Genomic DNA, 4,451 nt, shown 5'->3' with positions numbered 1-4,451 from the left:
GCGACAGCCTACCTCTGACTGCCGCCAATCTTTGCAACAGAGCCGTCGCAAGTATTCTATTTCATGCAACTAAAACACGCGACAAAAAACGCCAGGGAAAGGGCAGGGTGGTGTCGTTTTCAGAAGACGGCTGCACTGAACGTCAGAAGCCGACTGCACTATAGCAGCGGAGGGGTTGGATCCATCAGGCAACGACGGGCTGCTGCCGGCCATCAGCGGACGCAGGGAGGACTTTCCGCAACCGGCCGTTCGATGCGGCACCGATGGCCTTCGCGCAGGGGTAGTGAATCCGCCAGGATTGACTTGCGCTGCCCTACCTCTCACTAGTGAGGGGCGGCAGCGCATCAAGCGGTGAGCGCACTCCGGCACCGCCAACTTTCAGCACATGCGTGTAAATCATCGTCGTAGAGACGTCGGAATGGCCGAGCAGATCCTGCACGGTTCGAATGTCGTAACCGCTGCGGAGCAAGGCCGTCGCGAACGAGTGGCGGAGGGTGTGCGGTGTGGCGGGCTTCGTGATGCCTGCTTGTTCTACGGCACGTTTGAAGGCGCGCTGAAAGGTCTGGTCATACATGTGATGGCGACGCACGACACCGCTCCGTGGATCGGTCGAATGCGTGTGCTGCGCAAAAACCCAGAACCACGGCCAGGAATGCCCGGCGCGCGGATACTTCCGCTCAAGGGCGTCGGGAAGCGCAACGCCGCTGCGGCCCTCGGCCTGGTCCTTCAGCCACCATGCCCGTGCACGCGACAGCTGCTCGCGCAGGCTGGGTGCCAAGCTCTCGGGTAACATCAAGGCCCGATCCTTGGAGCCCTTGCCCTCCCGCACGATGATCGTGCCGTGATCGAAATCCAGATCCTTGACCCGCAGTTGCAAACCCTCACTGATCCGCATGCCCGTTCCATACAGAAGCTGGGCGAACAAACGATGCTCGCCTTCCAGAAAACCGAGGATGCGAACCACTTCATCCGGGGTCAGCACCACCGGCAAGCGCCGCGACGGCCGAGGTCTTCCGATCTCCTGAAGCCAGGGCAGATCCGTGCACAGCACCTTGCCGTAGAAGAACAGCAAGGCCGCCAATGCCTGACGATGCGTGGAGACCGAAACCTTGCGCTCGTTCGCCAGCCAGGACAGAAATGCCTCGACTTCGCTGCTGCCCAAGGTTGCCGGGTGACGCACACCGTGGAAACGGATGAAGGCACGAACCCAGTGGACATAAGCCTGTTCGGTTCGTAAGCTGTAATGCAAGTAGCGTATGCGCTCACGCAACTGGTCCAGAACCTTGACCGAACGCAGCGGTGGTAACGGCGCAGTGGCGGTTTTCATGGCTTGTTATGACTGTTTTTTTGTACAGTCTATGCCTCGGGCATCCAAGCAGCAAGCGCGTTACGCCGTGGGTCGATGTTTGATGTTATGGAGCAGCAACGATGTTACGCAGCAGGGCAGTCGCCCTAAAACAAAGTTAAACATCATGAGGGAAGCGGTGATCGCCGAAGTATCGACTCAACTATCAGAGGTAGTTGGCGTCATCGAGCGCCATCTCGAACCGACGTTGCTGGCCGTACATTTGTACGGCTCCGCAGTGGATGGCGGCCTGAAGCCACACAGTGATATTGATTTGCTGGTTACGGTGACCGTAAGGCTTGATGAAACAACGCGGCGAGCTTTGATCAACGACCTTTTGGAAACTTCGGCTTCCCCTGGAGAGAGCGAGATTCTCCGCGCTGTAGAAGTCACCATTGTTGTGCACGACGACATCATTCCGTGGCGTTATCCAGCTAAGCGCGAACTGCAATTTGGAGAATGGCAGCGCAATGACATTCTTGCAGGTATCTTCGAGCCAGCCACGATCGACATTGATCTGGCTATCTTGCTGACAAAAGCAAGAGAACATAGCGTTGCCTTGGTAGGTCCAGCGGCGGAGGAACTCTTTGATCCGGTTCCTGAACAGGATCTATTTGAGGCGCTAAATGAAACCTTAACGCTATGGAACTCGCCGCCCGACTGGGCTGGCGATGAGCGAAATGTAGTGCTTACGTTGTCCCGCATTTGGTACAGCGCAGTAACCGGCAAAATCGCGCCGAAGGATGTCGCTGCCGACTGGGCAATGGAGCGCCTGCCGGCCCAGTATCAGCCCGTCATACTTGAAGCTAGACAGGCTTATCTTGGACAAGAAGAAGATCGCTTGGCCTCCCGCGCAGATCAGTTGGAAGAATTTGTTCACTACGTGAAAGGCGAGATCACCAAGGTAGTCGGCAAATAATGTCTAACAATTCGTTCAAGCCGACGCCGCTTCGCGGCGCGGCTTAACTCAAGCGTTAGATGCACTAAGCACATAATTGCTCACAGCCAAACTATCAGGTCAAGTCTGCTTTTATTATTTTTAAGCGTGCATAATAAGCCCTACACAAATTGGGAGATATATCATGAAAGGCTGGCTTTTTCTTGTTATCGCAATAGTTGGCGAAGTAATCGCAACATCCGCATTAAAATCTAGCGAGGGCTTTACTAAGCTTGCCCCTTCCGCCGTTGTCATAATCGGTTATGGCATCGCATTTTATTTTCTTTCTCTGGTTCTGAAATCCATCCCTGTCGGTGTTGCTTATGCAGTCTGGTCGGGACTCGGCGTCGTCATAATTACAGCCATTGCCTGGTTGCTTCATGGGCAAAAGCTTGATGCGTGGGGCTTTGTAGGTATGGGGCTCATAATTGCTGCCTTTTTGCTCGCCCGATCCCCATCGTGGAAGTCGCTGCGGAGGCCGACGCCATGGTGACGGTGTTCGGCATTCTGAATCTCACCGAGGACTCCTTCTTCGATGAGAGCCGGCGGCTAGACCCCGCCGGCGCTGTCACCGCGGCGATCGAAATGCTGCGAGTCGGATCAGACGTCGTGGATGTCGGACCGGCCGCCAGCCATCCGGACGCGAGGCCTGTATCGCCGGCCGATGAGATCAGACGTATTGCGCCGCTCTTAGACGCCCTGTCCGATCAGATGCACCGTGTTTCAATCGACAGCTTCCAACCGGAAACCCAGCGCTATGCGCTCAAGCGCGGCGTGGGCTACCTGAACGATATCCAAGGATTTCCTGACCCTGCGCTCTATCCCGATATTGCTGAGGCGGACTGCAGGCTGGTGGTTATGCACTCAGCGCAGCGGGATGGCATCGCCACCCGCACCGGTCACCTTCGACCCGAAGACGCGCTCGACGAGATTGTGCGGTTCTTCGAGGCGCGGGTTTCCGCCTTGCGACGGAGCGGGGTCGCTGCCGACCGGCTCATCCTCGATCCGGGGATGGGATTTTTCTTGAGCCCCGCACCGGAAACATCGCTGCACGTGCTGTCGAACCTTCAAAAGCTGAAGTCGGCGTTGGGGCTTCCGCTATTGGTCTCGGTGTCGCGGAAATCCTTCTTGGGCGCCACCGTTGGCCTTCCTGTAAAGGATCTGGGTCCAGCGAGCCTTGCGGCGGAACTTCACGCGATCGGCAATGGCGCTGACTACGTCCGCACCCACGCGCCTGGAGATCTGCGAAGCGCAATCACCTTCTCGGAAACCCTCGCGAAATTTCGCAGTCGCGACGCCAGAGACCGAGGGTTAGATCATGCCTAGCATTCACCTTCCGGCCGCCCGCTAGCGGACCCTGGTCAGGTTCCGCGAAGGTGGGCGCAGACATGCTGGGCTCGTCAGGATCAAACTGCACTATGAGGCGGCGGTTCATACCGCGCCAGGGGAGCGAATGGACAGCGAGGAGCCTCCGAACGTTCGGGTCGCCTGCTCGGGTGATATCGACGAGGTTGTGCGGCTGATGCACGACGCTGCGGCGTGGATGTCCGCCAAGGGAACGCCCGCCTGGGACGTCGCGCGGATCGACCGGACATTCGCGGAGACCTTCGTCCTGAGATCCGAGCTCCTAGTCGCGAGTTGCAGCGACGGCATCGTCGGCTGTTGCACCTTGTCGGCCGAGGATCCCGAGTTCTGGCCCGACGCCCTCAAGGGGGAGGCCGCATATCTGCACAAGCTCGCGGTGCGACGGACACATGCGGGCCGGGGTGTCAGCTCCGCGCTGATCGAGGTGACGTGACCCCCTGAAACTCCTCCAGGAATAGTTAGAGTCCGCCCTAACGAAGGACGGACAAAATGAAGCGATCAAGGTTCACGGAAGAGCAGATCATCGGGATTCTGCGGGAGCAGGAGGCCGGTGTGACGACGGCGGAGGTGTGTCGGCGTCACGGGGTCAGCTCGGCGACCTTTTACAAATGGAAGGCCAAGTTCGGCGGGCTCGACGTGTCGGAGGCTCGGCGGTTGAAGTCGCTTGAAGACGAGAACGCCCGGCTTAAGCGGATGTTGGCGGACGCGATGCTGGACAACGTGGCCCTGAAGGACCTGCTGGGAAAAAAGTGGTGACGCCGGCTCTGTTGCAAAGATTGGCGGCAGTCAGAGGTAGGCTGTCGC

Annotated in this window: 5 protein-coding genes and 1 pseudogene; 5 read left to right on the top strand and 1 reads right to left on the bottom strand. The window is 58.2% G+C overall.

Going from position 1 to position 4,451, the window contains the following annotated elements:
* Positions 1 to 313 precede the first annotated feature (313 nt).
* Positions 314 to 1,327: a class 1 integron integrase IntI1 gene (gene intI1 / locus NDI72_RS21680; RefSeq protein ID WP_000845048.1), complete on the bottom strand. Its 1,014-nt coding sequence runs from the start codon at positions 1,325 to 1,327 to the stop codon at positions 314 to 316.
* Between the two features lie 145 nt (positions 1,328 to 1,472).
* On the opposite strand from intI1, the gene aadA1 reads away from it, so the two are divergent.
* From aadA1 to NDI72_RS21655, 5 genes and pseudogenes are all read left to right on the top strand, one after another.
* Positions 1,473 to 2,264 carry an ANT(3'')-Ia family aminoglycoside nucleotidyltransferase AadA1 gene (aadA1, locus tag NDI72_RS21675; protein WP_001206316.1) on the top strand — a complete coding sequence of 264 codons (792 nt, stop codon included), beginning with the start codon at positions 1,473 to 1,475 and terminating at the stop codon, positions 2,262 to 2,264.
* A 163-nt stretch (positions 2,265 to 2,427) separates the two neighbouring features.
* Entirely contained in the window at positions 2,428 to 2,775 is a 348-nt protein-coding gene (locus NDI72_RS21670) for a quaternary ammonium compound efflux SMR transporter QacE delta 1 (RefSeq protein WP_000679427.1), read from the top strand.
* Positions 2,769 to 3,608, top strand: a complete 840-nt coding sequence (gene sul1, locus NDI72_RS21665) for a sulfonamide-resistant dihydropteroate synthase Sul1 (protein ID WP_000259031.1) — start codon at positions 2,769 to 2,771, stop codon at positions 3,606 to 3,608. The genes NDI72_RS21670 and sul1 overlap by 7 nt, the downstream gene beginning before the upstream one ends.
* Before the next feature lie 127 nt (positions 3,609 to 3,735).
* Positions 3,736 to 4,080 (top strand): GNAT family N-acetyltransferase, encoded by a 345-nt coding sequence (locus NDI72_RS21660; protein WP_349632284.1) that lies wholly within the window; start codon positions 3,736 to 3,738, stop codon positions 4,078 to 4,080.
* 56 nt (positions 4,081 to 4,136) lie between these two features.
* Positions 4,137 to 4,397, top strand: a pseudogene (locus NDI72_RS21655) (transposase); the annotation flags it as partial.
* Positions 4,398 to 4,451: the final 54 nt, after the last annotated feature.

Origin of the sequence: Nitratireductor sp. GZWM139 (genome assembly GCF_030068685.1) — a bacterium.
In the GTDB taxonomy this organism is placed as follows: domain Bacteria; phylum Pseudomonadota; class Alphaproteobacteria; order Rhizobiales; family Rhizobiaceae; genus Nitratireductor; species Nitratireductor aquimarinus.
Note: the sequence above shows the minus strand (reverse complement) of the source record. Positions and strands in the feature narration are given on the sequence as shown.

What these genes read in the sequence shown, in the direction of transcription:
- intI1 (WP_000845048.1), bottom strand. Translation starts at nt 1,327, where the DNA reads ATGAAAACCGCCACTGCGCCGTTACCACCGCTGCGTTCGGTCAAGGTT.
- aadA1 (WP_001206316.1), top strand. Translation starts at nt 1,473, where the DNA reads ATGAGGGAAGCGGTGATCGCCGAAGTATCGACTCAACTATCAGAGGTA.
- NDI72_RS21670 (WP_000679427.1), top strand. Translation starts at nt 2,428, where the DNA reads ATGAAAGGCTGGCTTTTTCTTGTTATCGCAATAGTTGGCGAAGTAATC.
- sul1 (WP_000259031.1), top strand. Translation starts at nt 2,769, where the DNA reads ATGGTGACGGTGTTCGGCATTCTGAATCTCACCGAGGACTCCTTCTTC.
- NDI72_RS21660 (WP_349632284.1), top strand. Translation starts at nt 3,736, where the DNA reads ATGGACAGCGAGGAGCCTCCGAACGTTCGGGTCGCCTGCTCGGGTGAT.